Source organism: Nocardia sp. NPDC051900 (assembly GCF_044452545.1).
GTDB lineage: Bacteria > Actinomycetota > Actinomycetes > Mycobacteriales > Mycobacteriaceae > Nocardia > Nocardia sichangensis.
Genome location: NZ_JBITBU010000001.1, coordinates 301,386 through 319,247, shown reverse-complemented (window position 1 = coordinate 319,247; position 17,862 = coordinate 301,386). Strand labels below are relative to the sequence as shown.

18 protein-coding genes and 1 tRNA gene are annotated in these 17,862 nt (G+C 67.0%); 10 read left to right on the top strand and 9 right to left on the bottom strand.

Going from position 1 to position 17,862, the window contains the following annotated elements; all coding sequences use genetic code 11:
• The first annotated feature begins 61 nt into the window (after positions 1–61).
• Entirely contained in the window at positions 62–1,063 is a 1,002-nt protein-coding gene (locus tag ACIA5H_RS01465; RefSeq protein WP_379252899.1) for a YdcF family protein, read from the top strand.
• Position 1,064: 1 nt separating this feature from the next.
• On the opposite strand, the gene ACIA5H_RS01460 is transcribed toward ACIA5H_RS01465, so the two are convergent.
• A complete protein-coding gene (locus ACIA5H_RS01460) occupies positions 1,065–1,805 on the bottom strand; it encodes a glucose 1-dehydrogenase (RefSeq protein ID WP_379252900.1) in 741 nt (246 codons plus the stop codon).
• Between the two features lie 213 nt (positions 1,806–2,018).
• Between ACIA5H_RS01460 and ACIA5H_RS01455 the strand changes: the two genes are divergently transcribed.
• Positions 2,019–2,915 (top strand): alpha/beta fold hydrolase, encoded by an 897-nt coding sequence (locus ACIA5H_RS01455; protein ID WP_397073098.1) that lies wholly within the window; start codon positions 2,019–2,021, stop codon positions 2,913–2,915.
• A gap of 46 nt (positions 2,916–2,961) precedes the next feature.
• Here the strand turns inward: ACIA5H_RS01455 and ACIA5H_RS01450 are convergent, their stop codons facing one another.
• Positions 2,962–4,353, bottom strand: a complete 1,392-nt coding sequence (locus tag ACIA5H_RS01450) for a wax ester/triacylglycerol synthase family O-acyltransferase (protein ID WP_379252902.1) — start codon at positions 4,351–4,353, stop codon at positions 2,962–2,964.
• Between the two features lie 196 nt (positions 4,354–4,549).
• Here ACIA5H_RS01450 and ACIA5H_RS01445 point away from each other — a divergent pair, with 196 nt between their 5' ends.
• The 3 genes from ACIA5H_RS01445 to ACIA5H_RS01435 are packed head-to-tail and all read left to right on the top strand — an operon-like array spanning position 4,550 to position 8,363.
• On the top strand, positions 4,550–5,452 hold the full coding sequence (locus ACIA5H_RS01445; protein WP_397073094.1) for a metal-dependent hydrolase: 903 nt from the start codon (positions 4,550–4,552) through the stop codon (positions 5,450–5,452).
• Entirely contained in the window at positions 5,449–6,552 is a 1,104-nt protein-coding gene (locus ACIA5H_RS01440; RefSeq protein ID WP_397073092.1) for a PDR/VanB family oxidoreductase, read from the top strand. Before ACIA5H_RS01445 ends, ACIA5H_RS01440 begins: the two co-directional genes overlap by 4 nt.
• Before the next feature lie 32 nt (positions 6,553–6,584).
• Complete coding sequence (locus ACIA5H_RS01435; RefSeq protein WP_397073090.1) at positions 6,585–8,363, top strand: SDR family oxidoreductase; 1,779 nt, start codon at positions 6,585–6,587, stop codon at positions 8,361–8,363.
• A gap of 2 nt (positions 8,364–8,365) precedes the next feature.
• Here ACIA5H_RS01435 and ACIA5H_RS01430 read toward each other — a convergent pair whose 3' ends face one another.
• Both ACIA5H_RS01430 and ACIA5H_RS01425 read right to left on the bottom strand, forming a co-directional pair.
• Positions 8,366–8,878: a hypothetical protein gene (locus ACIA5H_RS01430; protein ID WP_379252906.1), complete on the bottom strand. Its 513-nt coding sequence runs from the start codon at positions 8,876–8,878 to the stop codon at positions 8,366–8,368.
• Between the two features lie 315 nt (positions 8,879–9,193).
• Positions 9,194–9,349 carry a hypothetical protein gene (locus ACIA5H_RS01425; RefSeq protein ID WP_397073087.1) on the bottom strand — a complete coding sequence of 52 codons (156 nt, stop codon included), beginning with the start codon at positions 9,347–9,349 and terminating at the stop codon, positions 9,194–9,196.
• A gap of 75 nt (positions 9,350–9,424) precedes the next feature.
• On the opposite strand from ACIA5H_RS01425, the gene ACIA5H_RS01420 reads away from it, so the two are divergent.
• Both ACIA5H_RS01420 and ACIA5H_RS01415 read left to right on the top strand, forming a co-directional pair.
• Positions 9,425–10,420, top strand: coding sequence for a zinc-binding dehydrogenase (locus tag ACIA5H_RS01420; RefSeq protein WP_397073084.1), 996 nt, complete (start codon positions 9,425–9,427; stop codon positions 10,418–10,420).
• Between the two features lie 64 nt (positions 10,421–10,484).
• Positions 10,485–10,649, top strand: coding sequence for a hypothetical protein (locus ACIA5H_RS01415; RefSeq protein WP_355072572.1), 165 nt, complete (start codon positions 10,485–10,487; stop codon positions 10,647–10,649).
• A 5-nt stretch (positions 10,650–10,654) separates the two neighbouring features.
• On the opposite strand, the gene ACIA5H_RS01410 is transcribed toward ACIA5H_RS01415, so the two are convergent.
• Positions 10,655–11,083: a nitroreductase/quinone reductase family protein gene (locus ACIA5H_RS01410; RefSeq protein ID WP_397073082.1), complete on the bottom strand. Its 429-nt coding sequence runs from the start codon at positions 11,081–11,083 to the stop codon at positions 10,655–10,657.
• 111 nt (positions 11,084–11,194) lie between these two features.
• Here ACIA5H_RS01410 and ACIA5H_RS01405 point away from each other — a divergent pair.
• Positions 11,195–11,268: transfer RNA gene (locus ACIA5H_RS01405), tRNA-Ile, on the top strand.
• A gap of 1,543 nt (positions 11,269–12,811) precedes the next feature.
• Here the strand turns inward: ACIA5H_RS01405 and ACIA5H_RS01400 are convergent.
• The 3 genes from ACIA5H_RS01400 to ACIA5H_RS01390 all read right to left on the bottom strand — a co-directional run bounded on the left by ACIA5H_RS01400 (position 12,812) and on the right by ACIA5H_RS01390 (position 15,753).
• Positions 12,812–13,126 (bottom strand): hypothetical protein, encoded by a 315-nt coding sequence (locus tag ACIA5H_RS01400; RefSeq protein WP_379252911.1) that lies wholly within the window; start codon positions 13,124–13,126, stop codon positions 12,812–12,814.
• A 139-nt stretch (positions 13,127–13,265) separates the two neighbouring features.
• Positions 13,266–14,648: a TIR domain-containing protein gene (locus ACIA5H_RS01395; RefSeq protein ID WP_397073079.1), complete on the bottom strand. Its 1,383-nt coding sequence runs from the start codon at positions 14,646–14,648 to the stop codon at positions 13,266–13,268.
• Positions 14,638–15,753: a hypothetical protein gene (locus ACIA5H_RS01390; RefSeq protein ID WP_397073077.1), complete on the bottom strand. Its 1,116-nt coding sequence runs from the start codon at positions 15,751–15,753 to the stop codon at positions 14,638–14,640. Before ACIA5H_RS01390 ends, ACIA5H_RS01395 begins: the two co-directional genes overlap by 11 nt.
• A gap of 497 nt (positions 15,754–16,250) precedes the next feature.
• Between ACIA5H_RS01390 and ACIA5H_RS01385 the strand changes: the two genes are divergently transcribed.
• Together ACIA5H_RS01385 and ACIA5H_RS01380 are read left to right on the top strand one after the other, a co-directional pair.
• On the top strand, positions 16,251–16,496 hold the full coding sequence (locus ACIA5H_RS01385; protein ID WP_379252914.1) for a hypothetical protein: 246 nt from the start codon (positions 16,251–16,253) through the stop codon (positions 16,494–16,496).
• A 233-nt stretch (positions 16,497–16,729) separates the two neighbouring features.
• Positions 16,730–17,389 (top strand): serine protease, encoded by a 660-nt coding sequence (locus ACIA5H_RS01380; RefSeq protein WP_379252915.1) that lies wholly within the window; start codon positions 16,730–16,732, stop codon positions 17,387–17,389.
• On the opposite strand, the gene ACIA5H_RS01375 is transcribed toward ACIA5H_RS01380, so the two are convergent.
• A complete protein-coding gene (locus tag ACIA5H_RS01375; RefSeq protein ID WP_397073074.1) occupies positions 17,386–17,556 on the bottom strand; it encodes a hypothetical protein in 171 nt (56 codons plus the stop codon). The two genes, ACIA5H_RS01380 and ACIA5H_RS01375, sit on opposite strands and share 4 nt — an antisense overlap.
• Positions 17,557–17,862: the final 306 nt, after the last annotated feature.

The following is a 17,862-nucleotide window of genomic DNA, read 5'->3' as shown; positions in this document are numbered from 1 at the left end:
GGTCGCCGCGCCGCTCGTCGACGGAGGGGCGCGCCGCGCGCCCGTCGGCTACCGTGACCCGGTGCTTTTGCTGGTCGTCGGCGTGGTCCTGCTCGGTGTGTTCGCGGTGCGATTCGGCAGGGACCGCAGGCGTCTGGGCCACGGGGTGTTCCTGCTCCTCGGGCTGGGGTTCGTCGGCGCGTGGGTGGTCGGCCGGATCATCGAGGGCGATCGCACGGTGGTGCTCGCGCCGTTGGTGGTGCTGCTGTCACCGCTGCTGGTGCTGGTGCTGGCCGGGTTGTCGATCGCCAACGGCGCGCAGTTGGTGCGCCGTGAGGGTTGGCGTCTTCCGAATCTGTTGCCGCTCGGACTCGGTATCGCCCTGTTGACGCCGTACGTGGTGCTCCTCCTGGCACTGCTGACCGAAAACATCTGGCTGGTAGTGCTTCTGGCGTCGCTCACGATGACGATCAGCTACGTCGGATTTCTGTTCGCGGCGTTCCTGTTGTATTCCCTGTGCTACGGACTGTTGCCCCACCGTCCCGGGATGGACGCGATCGTCGTGCACGGCGCCGGGCTGGTCGACGGTGAGGTGTCGCCGCTGCTGGCCGCGCGCCTGGATCGGGCGATCGAGGTCTACCGTGACGAAGCCGGCGCGGGGCGCGCCCCACTGTTGATCGCCAGTGGCGGTAGGGGAGACGACGAGGAGGTCTCCGAGGCCTCGGCCATGGGTGATTACTTGATCGACCGAGGCGTGCCGGAAGATCGCGTCGTGCTGGAAGACCGGTCGGGAACGACCGAGGAGAATCTGCTCTTCACCAAACGGCTGCTCGGCGAGCGCGGTCCCACTACGCGCATGGTGCTGGTGACGAGCAACTTTCACATGTTGCGCACGGCGATCCTGGCCCGCCGCCTCGACCTCGACGCCGAGGTGACGGGCGCCAAGACCGCCTTCTACTACTTGCCGAGCGCCTTCCTGCGCGAGTTCGCCGCGCTGCTGGTGGCCTACAAGTGGAGCAACGCGATCGTGGCCGTGGCGCTGGTGTCGCTTCCGCCGCTCGCCCTGCTGGCCACCCGCGGGTGACTCAGAAGCTCTTGTGCGGAACGCCCACGGTGAGACCGCCGTCCACCACGAACTCGGCGCCGGTCGAGTACGACGATTCGTCGCTGGCCAGGAACGTCACCAGGGCGGAGACCTCGGACGGGTCGGCGCCGCGGCCGAGCGGGATCTGGAGGAAGTCCTCCGGGATGTTCTCGGTCATCGGTGTACGGATCAAGCCGGGGTGCACGGAATTCACGCGGATCTTGTACTGCGCCAGCTCGAGCGCGGTGGATTTGGTGAGCCCGCGCACGGCGAACTTGGTGGCCGTGTAGCCGTGCAGGCCCGGGCTGCCGCGCATGCCTTCGACGGAGGAGATGTTGATGATCGAGCCGCCGCCTGCATCGATCATCGCGGGCGTAGCGGCCTGCATCCCGAGGAATGTGCCGGTGAGGTTGATGTCGATGATCCGTTGCCATTCGGCCAATTCGAACGCGACGAGCAGGTTGCCGTTCACGATGCCCGCGTTGTTCACCAGGACACTCAGTGACCCGAAGCGCTCCACCGCCGCGCCGACGGCTTTGCGCCAGTCTTCCGGCTCGCGCACGTCGAGGTGGACGTAGGCGGCGTTGTCGCCGAGTTCCGCGGCGACCGCGGCGCCCTCCTCGTCGAGCACGTCGCCCAGCACCACGCGCGCGTCCTCGGCGACCAGAGCCTTGGCGTGCGCCGCGCCCATGCCGCGCGCTCCGCCGCTGATCAACGCCACCTTGCCGGTCAACCGCCCCATCCGGGGTACCTCCGTCTCTCGAATCTGCCTGTAACACGTTACAGAAAATGCGCCTGGTGTCGACGCGTCTCGCGACGGTAGCCCAGGCGGTCGGCGGTTACGGCGTGATCGACCACGCGTCCCGGTGAGCGGGCCGTCGATGCCATTCCTGCGCGCCGCAGATGTGGAACGTGTTCTAGAATTGCGGAGGTGTGACCACTCGGGAGGTGCGCTATGACGAACCCCGGCCGAAGCGTGACGCGGTTCGGCGGACGTTTGCGGGTGCCGGATATCGCCGAGGTGCCCGGTGGCCGCCTGGTCGAGCTGGCGGGTCGAGGCCGGACCTACGTGGTCGACATCCCGGGGCCCGAGCACGCGCCCGCGCTGGTGCTCCTGCACGCCACCGCCTGCACCGCGTACCTCACCTGGTTCCCGTCGCTGGCGGAGCTGGCCCGGCGGTACCGGGTCATCCTGTTCGACCAACGGTGGCACGGGCGCGGCATCCGCTCCGAGCGGTTCACCCTGGAGGACTGCGCCGACGACGTGGCGGCCGTGCTCGACGCATTGGAGATCGACCGAGCCATCTGCGCAGGGTTTTCCCTGGGCGGAATCGTAAGCCTGCTGGCGGGACATCGCCATCCGGACCGAGTGAGCGGGCTTGTGCTGTGCGCGACGCCCTATCGGTTCCGCGAGAAATGGCGTGAGCACGCTTTTCACCGGACGTTCGGCGCTGTCGCCGCCGCTGTGGAGCAATACTCCTACCGTCGCGCCGAGAAGCTCGCGGGCCGTCTGCCCGAGCTTCCCGAGATCACGTGGGCGCCGGGACGGTTGGATCGCTGGGCGCTCGGCGAGTTCCGCAGCACCAGTGGGTGGGCGCTCACCCAGGTGCTCGCCGCGGTGGGGCGCTTCGACGCGACCGCGTGGTTGCCGGAGTTGACGATGCCGACGGCGGTGGTGATCACGACCCGAGATCGCGCGATTCCCGTCTATCGGCAGATGGAGTTGGCGACGATGATTCCGGGGGCGAGCAAGCATCTGGTCGCGGCCGGGCACGCGTCCTGTGTGCTGGAAGCCGATCGTTTCGTACTGGTGCTGCTCGAAGCCTGTGCGGCCGTCGCCGCGAAGATGTGAATCGGCAGGTCCCGTCCGGCGGCGGTGGCGGACCGGGACCCGGCGCTCAGCCCGACGTGCGTGCCGCGGCGAGCAATTCGGCGACCACGCCGGGAACGGCGTCGGCCAGCGCGGCGATGTCGGGCACCAGTTCCTTGCAGGCGATGAAGCCGAAGTTCAGCTTGTCGTTGTTCGACAGCACGGTCACCGTCAGGCCCGCGCCGTGGAACACCGGTCCGAAGGGGTACATCCCATCCACCCGGATGCCGAGGAAGTACAGCGGCATCGGGGGACCGGGCACGTTGGACACCACCAAGTTGTGCACCACCGGGTGCTTCTCCGCCAGCTTGAGCGAGGAGTACATCCGTGCGGCGAGCCGGAAGGTGTTCGGCGGGGCGTATTTGGACCAGTCCTGCAGGAAGTCGGCGCCCATCACCTCGTGCTCTTCCTTGGCTCCCCGGTTGGCCTCGGCCACCTCGCGCAGGCGTTCCACCGGGTCGGCGAGGTCGGTGCCCAGCCGCGCGAATAGCGTGGACACCTTGTTGATCCCGGCCTTGTGCCGGGTCGACTCGTGCACGGACACGGGTACGGACGCGATGAGCGAGCGGTCCGGCAACTCGTCGCGCCCGGCCAGATAGGTGCGCAGCGCACCGGCGACGACGGTCAGCACCACGTCGTTCACCTTGACGCCGAACGCGGAGCGGATCTCCTTGACGGCGTCGAGTTCGGTCTCGGTGAACGCGACGGCGCGGTGCGGGGTGATGGCGAGATTGAACGGCGTGCGTGGAGCGGAGAACGGGATGGCCATGCCCGTCTTGTTCTGGCGACGGCGCTGCGCGAAACCGGCGACTACGCCGACCGTTTTCGGCAGCATCCCGACGATGCCCGCTCGGGTCGGGAACTTCACTACCGCCTCGGCCAGTAATTGCCAGTCATTCGGTTTCGGCTCGGGGCGCCACTCCTTGTCGGGTACCTCCTTGGCGGCACCCGGCTCCGGATCGCACAGGTGCATCATCAGGTCGGCTCCGGTGACGCCGTCCACGGCGGCGTGGTGGTATTTGCAGATCACCGCGACCTTCCCGTCATCGAGACCCTCCACCACGGACATCTCCCACAACGGGCGGTCGCGATCCATGGGGCGGCTGGCGATGTCCCCGACGAGTTCGGCCAGTTCGCGGCGTCCGGCCGGCGCCGCGATCGCGATGCGGCGGAGGTGGTAGTCGAGGTCGAAATTCTCGTCCTCCACCCACACGGGATGGTCGAGGTTCAACGGCACCTCGTACACGCGGCGGCGCATCTGCGGAATCAGGGGAAGTCGCCGAGCCAGTTCGGCTTTGAAGCCGTCGAACGAGTAGCCGCCCGACGACGGGTCGAGGATCAGCAGCGCGCAGACGTGCAGATGCTGGGTCCCGGTTTCCAAGTAGAGAAAGCTGGCATCCAATCCGGTCAATCGTTCCATAGCAAAAGACTACTAGAACACGTTCTAATTTTGGGCCGGAAACGGCAGGTGTGACGACTGTCGCGGGTGGTGCCACCGTACAGCGGTGCGTGACGCTTTTGTGTGTTACCGGAAGTTCCATGTATGTGTATGATCCTTGCTACGGATATGTAGGAATCGCGCGGCGACGCGTGCGCGTGAGGATCGAGGAGTATCGATGAAGCTACTTCGCAGGGCCGGGCGGCGGCCCGACACCGACCCGGGCGCCGTGGCGCTGCACGCCCGCAACGTGCGCTTCGACTGGTCGGACACGCCGCTACGCTGGATGCCCGCCGAACCCATCGCCTCGCATCTGATCAACTCGCTGAATCTCCTGCTGCCCGAAGGGGAGCGCATGTTCTGCGCCGCCTACGCCGAGGCGCTGCCGTACGTGCGGGACGAGCGGCTGCGGGAGGCGATGCTCGGGTTCATCGGTCAGGAATCGATGCACGCCGAGACGCACGACAAGGTGTTGCACGAGGTGCTCGCCGCGCACGGCATCGATCCCGAGCCCTATCTGCGGCACGCCGAGTATCTGTTCCGCCGCACGCTCGGGCCGAGAGATGTCGAAGGCGTCGCCGAACGGCAGGTGATGGTGGAGCGGCTGGCCTTCATCGCGTGCCTGGAGCACTTCTTCGCCTACCTCGGCGACTGGGTGCTCAACGCGGATCTGGAGCGGTTCGGCGCCGACCCGCGCATGGCGGACCTGTTCCGCTGGCACGGGGCGGAGGAGGTCGAGCACCGGCACGTCGCGCACGACGTGGCCGTGTACTTCGGGGCCGGATACGTGCGGCGCGCGGCCCTCATGCTGCTGGTGTTCCCCATCTTCCTGACGTTGGTGGTGCGCGGCACCAAGTTCCTCGTCCACCAGGACCGCGACCTGCCCGATCACGGCTATCCGGGGCTGCTGATGCGGGTCTTCGGTGCGATGTGGCGCGGCGCGTTGCCCGGCGTCCCCTCGCTGCTGTGGAGTGCGTTGAGCACGTTCAGGCCCGGCTACAACCCGGAGACGGTCGGCTCCACCGCTCAGGCGGTGGCCTATCTGGCAAAGTCCCCGGCGGCGCGAGCGATCGCCTCGTGAGATCGCCGGTTCCCGACCAATTGCCCGCAGACCTGTTCGGCAGACGCGAGCGCGACCGCACCGTGCGGGTGCTCGACGCGGTGGCCTCGGCGCGACTGCGCTGGACCGCTCTGATCAATCGGCGCGATCCGCGGCCGAAGACGGACGATCGGCGGCTCGCGCTGGTGGTCACCGAGCGGCGGATCGAGGCGCACGACCAAGACGTGGTGAGCCTGCGGCTGGCCGCCCCCGACGGGCGCGCGTTGCCGCCCTGGCGTCCCGGCGCGCATCTCGACCTCGAGCTGCCTTCCGGCCGTTTGCGGCAGTACTCGCTGTGCGGCGACCCCGCGGACGTCCGCGCCTACCGGGTGGCGGTGCGCCGGATCCCCGAAGGCGGCGGTGGATCTGTCGAGGTGCACGACTGTCTTCCGGTGCGTTCGGCGATCGTGGTGCGCGGTCCGCGCAACGCCTTCCCGTTCGCCGTGCCCGGTCACGGATCGCCCGCCGCGCGTTTGCATTTCGTTGCGGGCGGCATCGGTGTCACGCCGATCCTGCCCATGGTCAGGTTGGCGCACCGGCTGGGTATCGAGTGGTCGATGGTGTACACGGGGCGCAGCCGGGATACCTTGCCCTTCCTCGACGAGTTGTCGGGATTCGGCGACCGGGTCGTGGTCCGCACCGACGACGAACACGGTCTCCCCGATGCGGGCGCCCTGCTGCCCGGCGTCGGACCCGACACCGCCGTCTATTGCTGCGGTCCGGTGCCGATGATCACCGTCGTTGCCGATGCGGTGCGGGAAATCCCCCAGGTGGAACTGCATTTCGAGCGGTTCTCGCCACCACCGATCGTGAACGGTAAGCCGTTCGAGATCGAATTCGCTTCCACGGGGGAGATCGTCGAGGTCGCCGCGGACCGCACCGCGCTCGACGCCATCCTCGCTTCCCGGCCCGACCGCCCGTACTCGTGCAGACAGGGATTCTGCCGCACCTGCAAGGTCCGGGTACTGGCCGGCGAACCCGACCATCGCGACAGCGTGCTCACCGACGCCGAGCACGAGGCGGGCGCGATGCTCGTCTGCGTCTCGCGCGCCGACGGTGGCCGCCTCGTGCTCGATCTGTGATCCGACCCGCCATTCGGCTGAGGAGAAACTCGATGACCACCACCGAAATCGCCGAACTCCCCGCGGTGGGACGCAGCGTGCGCAGCGGCGAATTCGACCTCGCCGTCTACGAATACGGCGACCCGGCCGCGGAAACCATTGTGCTGGTGCATGGTTGGCCGGACACCCATCACCTGTGGGACGCCGTTGTGCCGCGCCTGGCTCGACGGTTCCACGTCGTCGCCTACGACACCCGCGGGCACGGGCGCTCCACCCGCACCCGGCGCACCGCCGACTTCCGGCTCGACCGCCTGGCCGCGGACTTCTACGCGGTCGCCGACGCGGTCAGCCCCGATCGGCCCGTACATGTGCTCGCCCACGACTGGGGTTCGGTGCAGGTATGGGAAGCGGTGTGCGAGCCCGGCGCGGCGGCCCGGATCGCGTCGTTCACCTCCGTCTCGGGACCGAACCTGGACCACGTCGGCAAATGGATCCGCGACCGGCTGACGCGTCCGACACCGCGCAACGTGTGGCAGCCGTTCACCCAACTGCTGTCCTCGGCTTACACCTTCTTCTTCATGACCCCCGGGCTGCCGCGCGCCACCTTCGGACTGGTAGGGACCGAACGCCTCTGGCGGCGGGTCGTCGCGCTGATGAACGAGACCGAGCCGTCGAGCGTGCGTCTCGGCCCCACCTTTCGCGCCGACATCGTCGACGGCCTGCTGATCTACCGTGCGAACATCGTGCAGCGCATGCTCGCCCCGCGCGAGCGGCGCACCGAGGTGCCGGTGCAGCTGATCGTCGCCGGACGCGACGTCGCCGTGCGACCCGCCGGATTCGACGACGAACACAAGTGGACCGAGCGGCTGTGGCGGCGGGACGTCCCCGCCGGGCACTGGATGCCGTTCTCTCATCCGGAGTTGCTGGCCACCGCGACCACCGAACTGATCGACACCCTCGGCGGCTCACCGGCGCCCCGGACCCTGCGTCGCGCCGAGGTGGGGCGGACCGCGCGGCCGTTCGATGATCAACTCGTGGTCATCACCGGCGGTGGCAGCGGCATCGGGCGCGCGACCGCGCTCGCCTTGGCCCGTCGCGGCGCGGAGATCGTCGTCTCCGACATCGATCCGGCGGCGGCGAAGGAGACCGCCGAGCTGATCGCCGCCGAACACGGTGTGGCGCACGCCTATCCGCTCGACGTCGCCGATGAAGGCGCGATGCGCGCGCACGCCGAGGCGGTGCTGGCGACCCACGGCGTCCCGGACATCCTGATCAACAACGCGGGGATCGGTCAGGCCGGTGGATTCTTCGAGACGTCGGCGGAGGAATTCGACCGGGTACTGCGGATCAACCTAGGCGGGGTGGTGAACGGCTGCCGCGCGTTCGGTCCGGCCATGGCCGAGCGCGGTCTCGGTGGACACATCGTGAACCTGTCGAGCATGGCGGCCTACAGTCCGCAGCAGGGGTTCAGCGCCTACGCAACCAGCAAGTCGGCGGTCTTCATGTTCTCCGACTGCCTGCGCGCCGAAGTGGCCGGTCGCGGCATCTCGGTGCACACCATCTGCCCCGGCATCGTGCACACCGACATCGTGCGGCGCACTCGGTTCTCCGGCGTCAGCGCGGAGGAGGAGAAGCGCAAGCAGGAGCGTTACGACAACCTGTACCGGATGCGGCGCTACGGGCCGGAGAAGGTGGCCGAGCGGATCGTGAGCGCGGTGCAGCGGGATCGCGGCATCGTGCCGGTGACGCCGGAAGCCCACTTGCAGTACCACTTCGGCCGGTTCGCGCCCGGCGTCGTCCGATTCCTGGCGGCGCGGGTGAAGCTGACCTGAGATCAGGAGGCGAGAGTGCGGGCCAGCTCCGCCTCGACGGCCACGACCCGATCGGCGTCGATGCCCCACGGGTGCTCGACACCGACTCGCCGGTCCAGATCCCACAGCACGCATTCCTCGCCGGGAGCCGCCACGAACGACCACGCGACCACGGTGCGGCCGAGCTGTTCGTCCATGGTTCCGTGCGCGGGATTCGGCGGCCCGGCGCCTTCCGGGAAGTGGTGCAGGAAGCGGCCGTATGCCCTCGCGCAGAAATCGGCGTAGCGCGTGGTGCACAGGATGAATCCGTGCCATGCCTCGTCGACCGCGTGTGACGGCATGCCGATCACCTGGTTGTCACGCATGGCCGCGCCGCAGCACAGCAGCCACTGGCGCAATCCCTTGTCCACCAATTCCCGTGGCTGCCAAGGGCAGGTCTTGTAGACTGCCTCGGGCAGTTCCAGCGCGTCGACGGCGGCGCGTACGGTCGCCAGGTCGACCTCGCGCACCGGGTTTCGACGGAACCTGAAGTTCACCACAGTTCACTGTACGTGCGCGCCGATGTGCCGCTACCGTTCTGACATGAGCGCACTCATCTTTCTGATCATCCTGTTGATGGTGCTGCTCCTCGTGGCGGCTCCGATCATCGCCGTAGTCGCCATCATCCGTTCGCAGCGCAACCGCTATCAGCCGCCGCCGTACGGTGCGTGGCGCGGTGGGAACCGAAGCGGCGGATATTACGAGGGGGGTTCCACAGATCCGTTCTGGGCGGCCGGCGGAGCCGGTTTGATCGGGGGGTCCGACCAGCCGAGCGGCTGTGGCGGCGGGCATCAGCACCACCACGGCCATCATCACCACGGCAGCAGTTGCGGCGGGGGAAGCGGTTGCGGCGGCGGGAGTAGTTCCAGTTGCGGCGGCGGCAGTAGTTCCAGTTGCGGCGGGGGCAGCAGTTCCAGCTGTGGTGGTGGCAGTAGCTCCAGCTGCGGCGGCGGTTCCTGACGCACCATTTGACCTCAACACGACTTCAGGTTCCATGCTGATCTTCGTCCGAAGACGGCAAGGAACGACGAAGGGTGTGTGACATGCGGGCTGTGCAAGCCGGTGAGTTCGGTGGACCGGAAGTGCTCGTGGTTCGGGAGCTGCCGGATCCGGTGGCGGGACCAGGGGAGGTGGTCGTCGACGTGGCCGCCGCGGATGTGATGTTCCTGGACACCAGGCTGCGGAGCGGTTGGGGAACCGACTTCTTCGCGATCGAGTTGCCCTATGTGCCCGGCGGCGCGGTCGCCGGGGTGGTGGCGTCGGTCGGTTCCGGCGTCGATTCGTCCTGGATCGGCAAGCGGGTGTCGACGCCCACCGCGGCCAGCGGCATCGGCGGCGGCCTGCCGATCGGCGGATATGCCGAGAAAGCACTGGCCAAGGCGGATACGCTGACGGCCTTGCCGGAGGGGCTGACCGCGACGCAGGCCGTCGCGCTGGCCCACGACGGTCGAACCGCGCTCGCGGTGTTCGACCATGCCGCCGTCCAGCCGGGGGAATGGGTCCTGATCACCGCCGCCGCCGGTGGGCTGGGTGTGCTGCTGATCCAGCTCGCCCGCGCGGCGGGCGCGCACGTCGTCGCCGCCGCACGGGGCGCCGCCAAGCTGGAACTCGCCGAGCGGCTCGGCGCGACCGCGGTGGTCGACTACTCCGCGCCCGACTGGGCGGCGAAGGCGCGCGCCGCGACCGAGGGGGCGGGCGCGCACGTAGTGTTCGACGGCGCGGGCGGCGCGCTCGGCGAGGCTGCGCTCACGGTCGCCGCGGATGGCGGGCGTTTTTTCGGATACGGAGCCGCCGCAGGCCAATTCGCCGTACCGAACCAGGAAACCGCCGCGGCGCGCGGCATCAGCGTCTACGGGTTGTTCGACATCACCGGCGCGGACATCGATTGGCAGGCGATCGCCCGGCGCGCTCAGGAGGAGGTCGTCGCGGGCCGCTTGGAGGTCGTCATCGGTCAGACCTTCCCGCTCGATCAGGCCGACCGGGCGCATGCCGCCATCGAGTCGAGGGCGGCGCTGGGGCGCACTTTGTTAACAGTGTGAACAAACCGGCGAACTGGACAATCGACGTAGTGCGCTGCTCCGGCGACGGCGCTAGGGTGCCGGGGTGGAAACTGTGCTCGTCGTCGCAATCGTCATCGTGGTCCTCGGCTTCGTGGTAGCTGTCGTCCAGTTCGCCAGCAGGCCGCCGAAGGAAGCCGAGCCATGGGACGACCATGACGACGCCGAGGACTACGAGGACGACTGGGACGAGGACTACCGCGAGGGCTGACCCCGCTACGCCGGGGTCAGCACCACGACCGCGATAGGCCGCTTCGTCAGCTTCTGATAGGCGCTGTAGCGACCCTTGTTCACCTCGTCGACGAGCGCCCACCGCCGCGCGTACTCGGGATCATCCGGCAGCGTCGCCCGGGCCCGCACCGTCAGTTTCCGCCGACCGACCTGGATTTCGCACTTCGGTCGGGCCTTCACGTTCGCCAGCCATCCCGGCGGCCGCGGCGATCCGCCGTTGGACGCCGTCACCAGATAGTCCGCACCGTCGCGCGCGTACGTCAGCGCCGAGGTCCGTTCCTTGCCGGACTTGCGTCCCACCGTCCGCAGCAGCAGCGTCGGATTCCCCAGCAGCAGCCGATGCCCCACCAGCCCACCGCTGTTCTCGTACACCCACTGATGCGCCTTCAGCACCTTCGTGAACAGACCGGCCATACCTGACCCTCCAGTAAGTTTCCGACCCACCCACCCTAGGTCATCCCCAGCCGACTGGTCCGCACCCCACCGGACCCGGTAGCATCCCCAACGCTCGCGATTTCGCGGCACGGGGCGGTAGCTCAGTCGGTTAGAGCCGTGGACTCATAATCCATTGGTCGCGGGTTCGAGCCCCGCCCGCCCCACAAACACCCTCTGATCTGCGAAAACGTCGAACTCGACAGTAGAGTTGATCCAGAACGGCGCTGCGACAGCAATAGATTTCGTCTCATCGAGCACCCTGCGGCCGAAGGGCTCATGGATGCGAATCCGCTCTGCAGATGGGCGTGTGTTCGCCTCGCGCGCCGCTTCGCAATGGCGTCCGAGCAGTGCAAGAACCCGCCGCGCCGCACGGCGCCGAACCCCGGGAGTCCACCAGTACATCGCCTCGGGTGGTTCGACGCCGTCCGCCGTTTCCGTCGCGGCGTCGGCGTCGGCCATGGCGCGTTGTGTCTCGCGTGTTTCTCCGCGCGGCCAGTAATTCGGCCCGCCGCATCTGTGCGTAGGCGACGAGCACGGGATGCGCACATCGCACGCCGAGTGCGGCGTCGATAGGGCGACGACCTCGCCGTAATCCCCGGTCGCGATCCAGGTGACGTAACCGGAGAATCCCGGGCTGTGCACAAGGCGGTCCGGGTCAAGGGAGTCTGCCGCCAGACCTACCGCCGTGGCCAGGCTGCGCCGGGCGGCGGTGTCGGCTCCGACCGCGTGCTCCAGCCAACCTCGATATTGCGTTACCTCGGACGCGAGCGCAGCCGCATCGGCTCGTGCCGTGCGCGCTTCACGGGCGAAGGTTTCGACCATGGTGGACATGCCGCGCAGCGAGATTCCCGCCGCCTCCCTGGCGGCGCGCAACAGCACCCCAGGTTCCACAACTCCAGCCTAGCCCGGGTGTGGACGCCTGATGACGGCGAAATCGTCGGCCCGAGAACGCAGCTCACTTAACTTCGATTCAGCCCCGCCACTGGGTCGACGGTGTTCCTCGGCGGCGGGAACTCACCAACGCCGAGGGGACGAGGGGCAAAAGGGGAATGGACGCGCTCGGTTGGATCGACCCGTCGTCACCGACGGCGGAAATGGGACTCTGCTCAGGTCCGCCGCTTGGCGCGGCGGCTCGGATACGAGCTGCACTGGGCGAATATGGATACGGTGCTCGGCCTGGTCGAACAGGTCGAGTCATCCGGGGGTAGACGTGGTGTTACTACCATCGTCCGCGCACGTGGACGCGGTGACGATGGATCGGGCAATGGCTATCGTCGACGTCGAATGTGCCTCGCCACGGGCCTCATTCGGCCGCTGGCCCGCTTTCGACGGGGTGCGCCGGTGAGCGCGGCTCGGATCTCGTTCGTGATCGGCCTACCCCTCGCGGTGGTCGTCGCAATGATCGTGTGGCCGTCCGACTACGACGAATGAGAGAAGGACGCGTTATGAGGCTCACGCTGCGCGGGAGAGCCGAATCCGGGAGGGCGTATCCCGTGCGCCGCGAGTTCGGAGGTTGGGCGATCCGCCCCGATCGTGGCTGGCGTCGGCATCGGTGGGTGACTCCGCCGATTCACGTTACGTGGTCCGTCCCGGCTGACGACGGAGAAGCCGCGACGGATTGGGCGCTGGAACGCATGGGCATGTGACCAGGTAGAGACAGCGCAAAACCCCTCAGATTCGACGCTGAGGGGTTCAGGTGGCTTGCGGTCAGGCGGCGCAGACGCGGTTGAGATCGTCGGTGTAGGGGTCGAGGTCGGTGACGTTGGCATCTACCAGTGCGTCGGCGTAGGCGGTGATGACGTCCTTCTCCGCGCCCTGGGCCAGAAGGGCCAGGCCGCCCAGGCGGTCGGACAGCGCTGTCGCCGTCGCCGTGTCCATGGTGCCGCCGCTCGTGTCGATCGCGATGTTGATCAGCTCGATGGCCTTGGCGCAGAAGGGGGACTGGGCTTGCGCGGGTGCGGCGGGCAGGAAGAGTAGAGCGGCGGCGGCCGCAGCGAGCACGGCGGCGAAGGGCTTGGTCATGATTTTCCTCTCAGAACGTTGGGCTGATCGTAACCAGGCGGGAGAGCCCCTATTTCTGGTGGCTCGGTAGGTATCCGGACGCGGGTGGACACGTCGATTCGACGAAGCTGGTGTGTCGCAGCCGGGTGTGGGGCAGATGTTATTGCTCGCCGAGCTTCGCATCACCGAGTAATTCGATCAGTTCCTGCACCGCCGCTTCGACATCGGACTCGGTGTTGCCGGGCAGCCTGCGGTACTGGACCCCTTTGAGGAACTCGGGTAGCTCCACATGCTGAAGTCGGACGGGTAGCAGTGTCGCGCGGCCTTCGATGCTGGCCTGGTACAGGCGTTGGGCCTCGGTTACGCAATACGGGCTGGCGACGTAGCTGGGCGAGAGCAGCAGGACGCCGACCGCTGTCTTCGCCAAGCTGTCCATGAGTTCGTCCAGCCAGTTCTGCCCGGTGCGTATGGATCCGGTCTTCCGATAGTCGAAGACTTCCTGGAACCTGGCGTGCAGCGCCCGGCTGAACAGTTCCGCCGTGTCCCTGTCCTCGTTGGCGTAGCTGAGAAATACGACTTCTTTGCGAAGCGCGGCCGCGGTGAAATATCGGCTGGCCTGATCGACGTCGTGGAAAAGCCGGGGCTGATGTCCGATCACAGTGAGGGTTTCCTCGAAAGAGCTTCCGAGGTCGTCGCGATCCTGCCAGGACAACACCCGCCTACTGTGGCGCGGCTGGACATCCTCGAACAACGCTCCGGAGAGTTGGTCGGGCACTCTATCGGCAGGCGTGTGCGACAGGGGCAGCGTAGGCACGCCGTGGCCTGCGGCAAAGCTCGCCGCGATATATGCCGCCGGGTCGTCGAGTGCGACCACCAGCCAATCCAATTCGCGCAGCCGGCTGACGAACGTCAAATCGAGTCGAGGCGGCCAGGCCAGGTTCACCGGCTGCCACACCGCTTCCTCGAGGCTGCTTTCCAACACATCGCCGATCTCCGCCCTGGTGCTCCGGTTCAGCAGCAGGCCTACTTCTCTTCGGCGGTACGAGCGTGTTCCGGCGCGTGCGGAGATATGCGCCCGCAAACCGTCGGCGAAAGTCTCGAATGCTTTGGTGACGCGCGCGATCAGCGGCGAATAGCGTTCGTCGGTGATCTCCTGGGGGTCGTACTCCACGACTCGTATCTCCGGAGGGCACCGGAACAGGGCGCCGTACCGGTGGTCGCAGAAAACGATGCTGGGATACCGCAGGCGTGCGGCGATGCTCAACTCGAGCAGGAAGTACCGCGCTTCGTGCTGGAGCGTGCGCAGATCCCACGCCGTCTGCGCGTCTCCTGGTAGCGGGTATATGCCCACGAACCCGTCCGCGTCTCGCATCATCCGTTCCAGCCGCGTCGGGCTGGTGAAGGTCAGCCCTTCGTCCACGCGGAAGGCGACCGGTTGCACCTTCCGGATGATTCGCCAGAAGAACAGGTTGACATCGGGTGATCGGTACCGGTGACTGAGAAAGACGTTCGGCCTGCTGGAAGAGTCTGTCTCAGTTGCCATTCTGATCCGCCTGCGGCTCGGGAAGGACCGAACGCAGGCCGGATGTGTCGACGACCTGCTGTTGGCGGATCTTGGCGTACACCGCGTCGAAGGTGTAGCCCGCGATGAAACCGACGGACAGCACGAAGAACAGGAGCCGTCGCGCGCCGGGGCCCGTCAACAGATCGGGCGAGGTCGCCAGTTGTGCCGAGATGAACAAGAGGACCGCGATCGCACCTGCCGACATCCCCAGTACCGAACTTCGCGCCCAGTCCTCCCTGCGGTCGACGGCAGTGCGGATTATCGCCCCTGACGTCGCCGCCAGCAGGGAGCCCGCGATCAGCCCGACCAGGGTGAGCGATGCGTTGCCGTCCACCGCGTAAACCAGCGGGATCATCGCGAACCCGCCGATCAGCAAGAGCGCGCCGAAGAGCAACCCGATTCCGGACTTGTACTCGGCATGCCGCTCGGCGCGCGACCGCATCGTCTCCGCTGATTGTTTGCGTTCCTGCTGAGTGCGCAGGATCTCGACGACATTCTCAGCGGCGCCGGCGTTCCACTCCCCGCCCAGGATCGAAAGCTCCTCCGGCGTGGCGAGATTGCCGGTGCGTCCCATCGATACCCATGCCTTACGCGCGGCACCACCGAAAGCGGCGACGGGCGCGAGGGGAATATCGAACGCCATCGCCACCATCGCGGTGATCAATGTGGTGCGGCCGCCACCGATGAGTACGACACCGTCGGCTTCACGCAGCGAACGGTAATTAGAGACTTCCCAGTCGTCTTCCGCTTCATGACGAATTTCGAAGGCGCCGGACTTATGTGGTGGATGCGGGAAACTGGTTTCGGAAGATCCGTACGGTGGCCGGACATGGATGGAACCGGCTCTGCACGGCTCGACGGAAAGGTATCCGGCTACCACATCGCGTTCGACGAATCGCGGCGCGCTGGAATAGACGAAGAGGTCGTAGCCTGCCCTTGCCAGTTCGGCGCCGACCTCCCGCGCGGCTCGGGCGCCGTCGTCCTCGGTCCACGACGGACGGTCCTCCACCCCGCAAGGGCGTATCCCGCCGACGATCGCGATTGTGCGGCGCTCGCCGATCGAGCCGTTTCTGCCTGACTGCACCGAACATCCCCTCGTTGATCAGGTAACAGTAGGTTGGATAGTAGCGACCGGGCGGCCGTTCCCGCCGAAAATCGTTGTGCCGTAATCCGGTGCAGCGAGATTCCCGCCGCCTCAACAGCATCCGGTTTGCTCGGAATCTGCCCCCTACCGCGGAAGACCGGCTATCACACATGATCTGGCAGGGACAAGAGAAACGCCTCTGTTTCGACGCTGAGTGTTCCCGGTGCGGTCGGCACGGTGCTGCCGACTGGGCAATTCGGGCCCATCTTTCGCAGGCGTCGGGTCGGCGAAGTCGACGTGCGGACGAGATTTCGACCAGTAGTGCACGGGGGTGGTACGCGAACCCCGTACTCACCTCGGGATTCACACCGAGGGGTGAGTGTTTCCGACCCGTGGGACGATGATCTTGCGAGCTTCCTGAGAGAAGAGTTAGAGGGGTCATAAGAGGGAGCCTTCAACGGGCGAAGGCATCCCAACCGTCAGTTGAAGGAAGCACAATGACCAAAAACAAGATTATCGCAGCCGCAGCTGCGGCAGCCTGTGTGCCAATGATCGCTTTCGGTTCGGGTGTTGCTACCGGGTCCCCGGACGTAGCGCCTGTGCCTGCCCCTCCTGCAGCCGTAGATGTCTCCCAGCACGGGCAATTGCAGACCGATGACGCCGTTCTGTTCTGGGCTCCGTTCTTCTGGCCGGTCTGCTTCATCCCGCCGCTGCTCTTCGTCTTCCCGATCTGCATCGCATGATCTGCTGGACGGCATCGCTGAGGAAACGACGAACGCCGCGCGTCACGCACCCTCGCCAGATCGTGGCGTGACCGTCGGCGTTTCGTCACCTAGGAGGCGCACTCGACCAGGCTCGATCCCGCAAGATTGGTGACGACGTCTGGATGCCTGGTCTTCGAGTTCTTCAAGTAAACAGCAGTACTGTTCGCGCGGCATGGGGGGACGATTTTTCCCTTCGACCGATTGGATGCGGCATGTTCGAGAAACTTGCGGGAACAGCTGCTGCGCTCGCGGCATGCGCAACGCTGATCGGGGCGCACGCGGGCATGGTGCGCGCCGCCGCTCCGGTCGTGCTGGGCGGCGGCTCCGGCATCGTCGTCAACGATCAGGGCATCTGTACGCTCACCACGATCGGGCACGATGGCGCAGGCCGGTTGGTCGGATTCACCGCGGCTCATTGTGGTGGTGCGGGTACCACCGTCGCCGCGGCGGCCGATCGCGACGCCGGCGTGGTCGGCACCATCGCCCAGGCCAACAACGACATGGACTACGCCGTCATCGTGTTCGAACCGGACAAAGTCGTACCGGTGAGCCGCGTCGGCAACACGACGATCGCCCAGGTGGGCGGTCCCGCGCAGTTCCCGGATATCGCGTGCAAGGAAGGCTATAGCACCGGCCACACCTGCGGACTGACCTACGGAGACGTGCTGGAGTCCGGGTGGACCTGGACGCAGATATGTGTCGTCCCTGGTGACTCCGGTGGGCCGGTCGTGGTCGGAACGACACTCGTCAGCATGGTGAACGCATACGTGACGGTGCCCTGCCTCGGACCTCAGCTCGGGACGAAGATGACCGCCATCATCGACGACGTCGACGCGCGCGGTGGTCCCGGAGCCGGATTCCGTCCGATCTAGCCGGACGCCGTACCGACCACGACCGGATCGCCGAGGCGGATCTTGACCCGGTCCTCGACCAGGAACCCCTCCACCAACTCCCGCAGCCGCGCTTGCAGAGAACCATTCTGGCTCGAGCCTGGCCTGCCAGCCCTGGTGCGCTCTTCGACTGGTGCCAGCGGGTTCATGTCTGTGCGCGGAAATAGCCACCACGCTGCGGCTGCGCAGACGCTCGACCAGATCGGCGACGTTCCAGTATCGCCAGGCTTGCCCGATCCGGCCGCCCCAGAGATTCACGTCCGGCCAACAGCTCGATCAGAAACCGGTCCCGCAACCGCTCACACGCGGCGACGATCGCGGCAACCTGCTGGGTGGTCAGAGTGTGGGGCAGTCGCCGCTGCGTCTTCGATTTGATCGTGCGTCGCCGCTTGTCGCCGTCCGAACCCAGATGAGCCAGGGACGGACGCCAGAGCCCCGTAACCCGCCCGGCTTGA

Bases quoted from the DNA above. Each gene is read 5' to 3' on its own strand.
- ACIA5H_RS01435 (WP_397073090.1), top strand. From the start codon at position 6,585: ATGACCACCACCGAAATCGCCGAACTCCCCGCGGTGGGACGCAGCGTG.
- ACIA5H_RS01385 (WP_379252914.1), top strand. From the start codon at position 16,251: ATGACCAAAAACAAGATTATCGCAGCCGCAGCTGCGGCAGCCTGTGTG.
- ACIA5H_RS01450 (WP_379252902.1), bottom strand. From the start codon at position 4,353: ATGGAACGATTGACCGGATTGGATGCCAGCTTTCTCTACTTGGAAACC.
- ACIA5H_RS01460 (WP_379252900.1), bottom strand. From the start codon at position 1,805: ATGGGGCGGTTGACCGGCAAGGTGGCGTTGATCAGCGGCGGAGCGCGC.
- ACIA5H_RS01425 (WP_397073087.1), bottom strand. From the start codon at position 9,349: ATGGTGCGTCAGGAACCGCCGCCGCAGCTGGAGCTACTGCCACCACCA.
- ACIA5H_RS01375 (WP_397073074.1), bottom strand. From the start codon at position 17,556: ATGAACCCGCTGGCACCAGTCGAAGAGCGCACCAGGGCTGGCAGGCCA.
- ACIA5H_RS01400 (WP_379252911.1), bottom strand. From the start codon at position 13,126: ATGACCAAGCCCTTCGCCGCCGTGCTCGCTGCGGCCGCCGCCGCTCTA.
- ACIA5H_RS01420 (WP_397073084.1), top strand. From the start codon at position 9,425: ATGCGGGCTGTGCAAGCCGGTGAGTTCGGTGGACCGGAAGTGCTCGTG.
- ACIA5H_RS01445 (WP_397073094.1), top strand. From the start codon at position 4,550: ATGAAGCTACTTCGCAGGGCCGGGCGGCGGCCCGACACCGACCCGGGC.
- ACIA5H_RS01380 (WP_379252915.1), top strand. From the start codon at position 16,730: ATGTTCGAGAAACTTGCGGGAACAGCTGCTGCGCTCGCGGCATGCGCA.
- ACIA5H_RS01455 (WP_397073098.1), top strand. From the start codon at position 2,019: ATGACGAACCCCGGCCGAAGCGTGACGCGGTTCGGCGGACGTTTGCGG.
- ACIA5H_RS01395 (WP_397073079.1), bottom strand. From the start codon at position 14,648: ATGGCAACTGAGACAGACTCTTCCAGCAGGCCGAACGTCTTTCTCAGT.
- ACIA5H_RS01410 (WP_397073082.1), bottom strand. From the start codon at position 11,083: ATGGCCGGTCTGTTCACGAAGGTGCTGAAGGCGCATCAGTGGGTGTAC.